Source organism: Mycobacterium sp. 1164985.4, from assembly GCF_001668575.1.
GTDB lineage: Bacteria > Actinomycetota > Actinomycetes > Mycobacteriales > Mycobacteriaceae > Mycobacterium.
This window is the reverse complement of sequence record NZ_LZMD01000013.1, coordinates 1-5,892: the sequence shown is the minus strand read 5'-3', so window position 1 is coordinate 5,892 and position 5,892 is coordinate 1. Positions and strand designations below refer to the sequence as shown.

At 65.2% G+C, this 5,892-nt stretch carries 1 protein-coding gene; it reads left to right on the top strand.

The genetic code is table 11. The features are described from left to right. Nucleotides 1-5,892: non-ribosomal peptide synthetase (locus tag A5650_RS01300; RefSeq protein ID WP_156743966.1), on the top strand; the 5,892-nt coding region annotated here is incomplete at both ends.

The following is a 5,892-nucleotide window of genomic DNA, read 5'->3' as shown; positions in this document are numbered from 1 at the left end:
GGGATTTGGTGTGGTGGGGTGCTGATGGGCAGTTGCGGTATGTGGGTCGTGCTGATGAGCAGGTCAAGATCCGTGGGTATCGCATCGAGCTCGGTGAGGTCCAAGCGGTGTTGGCCGGTTGTGATGGGGTGGATCAGGCGGTGGTGATCGCTCGTGAGGATCGTCCGGGTGATAAGCGGTTGGTGGGGTATGTGACCGAGTTGGTCGCTGGTGGTGTTGATCCGGTGGCGGTGCGTGCCCAACTTGGGGAGCGGTTGCCGGGTTATATGGTGCCTGCGGCGGTGGTGGTGCTCGATGTGTTGCCGTTGACTCCGAACGGCAAGTTGGATAGGCGGGCGTTGCCGGCTCCGGAGTACGCCGATGCTGATCGTTATCGGGCGCCCGAGAGCGTGGTCGAGGAGATTTTGGCTGGGATTTATGCCCAGGTGTTGGGGTTGGAGCGGGTCGGGGTGGATGACTCGTTTTTTGAGTTGGGCGGGGACAGCATTTTGTCGATGCAGGTGGTGGCCCGGGCTCGGGCGGCGGGTCTGCTGTGCCGCCCGCGCGATGTGTTCGTTGAGCAGACGGTGGCCCGGTTGGCTCGGGTGGTGCGGGTCGCCGATACCGCGGCCGGCGTGGTCGATGAAGGTCTTGGGCCGGTGGTGGCGACGCCTATCACGCACTGGCTGCAGGGCATCGACGGTCCGACTGATGAGTTCAACCAGACCATGGTGGTTCAAGCCCCGGCCGGGGTGATCGAGGCCGATGTGGTGGTGGTGTTGCAGGCGCTGCTGGATCGGCATGCCATGTTGCGGCTGCGCGTGGAGTACGACGGCGCCGATGGCTGGACGCTGACGGTGCCCGAGGCCGGTGCGGTGGCCGCCGCTGAGTGTGTGCAGGTTGTCGAAATTCTCGATGATGCGGCGGTGGTGGGGGCGCGGTCGCGGTTGAATCCGGCGGCCGGGGTGATGCTGTCTGCGTTGTGGGTCGCGCGCACGGGTCAGTTGGTGTTGATCATCCATCATCTGGCGGTGGATGGGGTGTCGTGGCGAATCCTGTTGGAGGACCTCAACATTGCCTGGGCTCAGCATCGTGGCGGGCAGTCGATCGACCTTCCGAGCGGTGGGACGTCGTTCGCTCGGTGGTCGAGGTTGTTGGCCGACTACGCTCATGCCCCTGAGGTGGTCGCTGAGGTTGATGCGTGGCGGGAGGTGGCCGCGATCCCGCCCGCGCTGCCGGCGGTGCAACCGGCGTTGGATACGTTCGCCACCGCCGGGAACTTGTCGGTGGCGTTAGATGTTGAGACGACCCGGATGCTGCTCGGCGAGGTGCCTGCGGCGTTTCATGCCGGGGTGCAAGACATGTTGTTGATCGCGTTCGCGATGGCGGTGGCGGAGTTCTGCGGTGTCGACGGTTCGCCGATTGTTGTCGATGTGGAGGGTCACGGACGCCACGAAGAGTTGGCAGATGATGTGGATTTGACCCGCACGGTGGGGTGGTTCACCACGAAGTATCCGGTGGCGTTGAGCGTTGGCGGACTGCAGTGGGCGCTGGTGGCCGCTGGTGGCCCGGGTCTGGGGGCGGTGGTCAAGGACGCTAAGGAGCAGTTGCGCGCGTTGCCTGACGGCCTGACTTACGGGTTGTTGCGTTATCTGAATTCCGAGGTCGACCTGGATGGGGCTGATCCGGTGATCGGGTTCAATTATCTGGGTCGGTTGGGCGCGGCCGCGGGTGAGGTTTCTGAGGAGTTGTGGCGCCTGTCGGCGGAGGGTTTGGGGCTGGTGGGTGCGGCGTCGGCGACCGCGATGCCGTTGGCGCATACCGTGGATCTCAACGCCGCGGTAGCTGAGACCGATGCCGGTCCGCGGCTGCAGGCGAGTTGGTCGTGGGCGCCGTCGGTGCTGGATCGCGCGCAGGTGGATCGGTTGAGCCGGTTGTGGTTTGAGGCCCTGGCCGGGATCTGTGCGCATGTGCAAGCGGGGGGGGGTGGGTTGAGCCCGTCGGATGTCGTGCCGGCCCGGTTGAGCCAGCCGCAGCTCGATGAGTTGTGCAGCCGGTATGTGGTCGCTGATGTGTTGCCGTTGACTCCGCTGCAGCACGGACTGCTGTTTCACGCTGGCACTGCGCACAGCGATGATGTGTATGCGGTGCAACTGGATTTCACCATCACCGGTCCCCTCGACGGGCTGCGGCTGCGCGATGCGGTGCAGGCCGTCGTCGCGCGTCATCCGCATCTCGCGGCGCGGTTCCACGACGAATTCGAGGAGCCGATACAGGTCATCGAGGCTGATCCGGAATTGCCGTGGAGCTATGTCGATTTGAGCACCGGCGCCGTGGACGGTGGCGATGAGCAGGTTCAACATCGGTGCTCTGCTGAGCGGGCGGCGGTGTGCGACCTGACGGGCCCCTCGGTGTTCCGGGCGATGTTGATCCGCACTGCGGCGGATCGGCATCGGTTCGTGTTGACGTGTCATCACATCGTGGTGGATGGGTGGTCGTTGCCGGTGCTGTTGGGTGAGATTTTTGCCGGCTATTACGGTCAGTCGTTGGCGCCGGCGGTTCCGTATCGCCGGTTCGTGACGTGGCTGGCCGGCCGGGACTTGGATGGGGCGCGGGCGGCGTGGAGTGAAGTGTTGGCCGGGTTTGACACCCCTACCTTGGTGGGTCGACTCGGTCGGGTGGAGCCCGGCGCCAAAGGAGTTGTCGCCCACCAGTTCTCTGAGCAGACCACCACGGCTCTTGGCGAGTTGGCGCGCTCCAAGCACACGACGGTGAGCACGGTGTTGCAGGCGGGGTGGGCTCAGGTGTTGGGTTCGTTGACTGGCCGGCATGATGTGGTGTTCGGTACCGCGGTGTCGGGGCGCCCGGCTGAGGTGGTGGGTGCGGAGTCGATGGTGGGGTTGTTGATCAACACGGTGCCGGTGCGCGCGCGGCTGACCGCCACCACGACCACCGGCGAGTTACTCGAGCAACTGCTACGAGATCACCAACGAACCCTGGAGCATCAGCATTTGGCGTTGCCCGAGATTCACCGAGTCACGGGTCAGGATCAGTTGTTCGACACGTTGTTTGTTTATGAGAACTATCCGGTCGATGCGGCGGCGTTGTCCGGCGAGCATGAGTTGGCCATCACCGAGTTCAGCACCCGCGAGTCCACGCATTATCCGTTGACGGTGGTGGCCGGGCCCGGGGCCGAACTCGGGATTCGTGTCGAGTACGACACCGAGGTGTTCGACGCGGCCGGTGTTGAGGCGCTGCTGCAGCGTTTCGAGCGGGTGGTGGAGGCGATGACCGCTGATCCGTCACGACCGTTGTCGTCGATCGAGGTGCTCGACGAGATCGCTCACGCCCGGCTTTTGGGTTGGGGTAACCGGGCGGTGTTGGCCCAACCGGGGCCGGACCCGATGTCGATTCCGGCGGTGTTCGCTGCCCAGGTGGCGCGGGCGTCGGAGGCGGTGGCGATCAGCTGCGGTGCTGACTCGGTGACCTACCAAGAGTTGGATGAGGCGTCGAATCGGTTGGCGCACTTGCTCGTTGGTCACGGGGTGGGTCGGGGTGATCGGGTAGCCCTTCTTGTGGAGCGCTCCGCTGAGGCGATCACCGCGATGTTGGGGGTGCTCAAGTCGGGGGCGGGGTATGTGCCGCTGGATCCGGCCCATCCCGATGCGCGGATCGGGTTCGTCCTCACCGACGCCGCGCCGGTCGCGGCGATCACCACCGCCGGGCTGCGGTCCCGGCTGGCCGACCACGACGAGTTGGTGGTTATCGATCTCGACGACCCCGTCATCGACAGCCAACCGAGCGTGGCGCCGCCGGGGCCGGTCCCCGATGACATCGCGTATGTGATCTACACCTCGGGGACCACGGGGACCCCGAAGGGGGTGGCGGTGGCGCACCGCAACGTGACCGGTTTGCTGCAGACCCTGCAGGCCGAGGTGGGCCCGGATCGGGTGTGGTCGCAGTGTCATTCGTTGGCGTTTGATTTCTCGGTGTGGGAGATCTTCGGGGCGTTGCTTTCTGGGGGTCGGGTGGTGGTGGTGCCCGATGCGGTGGTGCGCGCCCCCGAGGAGTTGTGCGCGGTGTTGGCCGGCCAGCGGGTGTCGGTGTTGAGTCAGACCCCGTCGGCGTTTTATGCCCTGGCCGCCGCTGACGGGTTGGCTGCGGAGTCGGGTGATCAGCTCAACCTCGAGGCGGTGGTGTTCGGTGGGGAGGCGTTGGAGCCGGCTCGTCTGGGGGCGTGGTTGGGTCGTCATCCTGCCTCGCCGCGGTTGCTGAATATGTATGGCATCACCGAGACCACGGTGCATGCCTCGCTGCGCGAGATCACCCCCGCCGATACCGGTAGTGCGGTGTCTCCGATCGGGGTGCCGTTGGCCCATCTGGCGTTCTTCGTCCTCGATGGCTGGTTGCGCCCGGTGCCAACCGGGGTGGTGGGGGAGTTGTATGTGGCCGGCGCCGGGGTGGCCGAGGGCTATCTGGGTCGGGCGTCGTTGACCGCGTCGCGGTTTGTGGCCTGTCCCTTCGGGGGATCGGGTCAACGGATGTATCGCAGCGGGGATCTGGTGGCCTGGGAGCCTGATGGGCAGTTGCGCTATGTGGGCCGCGCTGATGAGCAGGTCAAGATCCGCGGATACCGCATCGAGCTGGGTGAAATTCAGGCGGCGTTGAACGCCTGTGAGGGGGTCGAGCAGGCGGTGGTGATCGCTCGTGAGGACCGCCCGGGGGATAAGCGTCTGGTCGGCTATGCCACTGAGTCGGTTCCTGGGTCCGTCGAGCCGGCCGCGGCGCGTGCTGCGTTACGGGAGCGGTTGCCGGTCTATATGGTGCCGTCGGCGGTGGTGGTGCTCGAGGCGTTGCCGCTGACTCCGAACGGCAAACTCGACACCCGGGCCCTGCCGGTGCCGGAGTACGCCGATGGTGATGGCTATCGGGCGCCGGCCACGCTGACCGAGGAGGTTCTGGCCGGGATCTATGCCCAGGTGCTCGGGGTGCAGCGGGTCAGCGTCGAGGACTCGTTTTTCGATCTGGGTGGAGATTCGTTGTCGGCGATGCGGTTGGTCGCGGCGATCAACAAGTCGTTGGACACCCATGTGGCGGTGCGTACGCTGCTGATCGCGCCGTCGGTGCGCGGTCTCAGTGAACAGTTGGGCCGCGAAGACAGCGCGTTGGAGCTGGTGCCGGTCGAGATCTTCAAACACGGCAGCGGTGTGCCGTTGTGTTGTGTGCATGAAGGCAACGGCCAAAGCTATGCCTATCGGGGGTTGGGCGGCTATCTGGATTGCCCGATCATCGGGATCAACCAGATCCCCACCGCCGGTGAGGCCGAACCGGTCTCGATATCTGAGATGGCCAAGACCTATGCTGATCGGCTTCAAAACGTGCACCCTGAGGGGCCCTACCACCTGCTGGGCTGGTCGTTCGGCGGTCCGGTCGCCCACGCGATCGCCATCGAGCTGACCCGACGCGGCTGCCACGTGCAACGGGTGATCCTGCTCGACCCGGTGCTGCGCACCCCCGGCTCCCGCTACGCCGCCGAAGACAACCCCGGTGAGCATCGCCTGTTGAGCCTGTTTTTGCGTTCCAGCGGCATCGGCATCGACGACCCCTCCGCGCCGCTGACCTACCAGCACGCCGAGGAACTGATCCGCGCACATGGACAATCCGTGGAATTCGTCCTACCCCCGCGCCAGCTGTTCGACTTCGCCGTGCACAACCACAACATCAACGAGTCACTGCTACGCCAACACATCCCCGACATCTACCACGGCGACATCATCATCTTCTCCGCCACCCAAAACACCGACGACACCGACTCCAATCCGCAAAACTGGACCCCCTACGTCACCGGCAACATCACCGTGCACCCCGTCAACTGCGGACACGACGAAATGATGACCCCCCAAGCACTTGCAA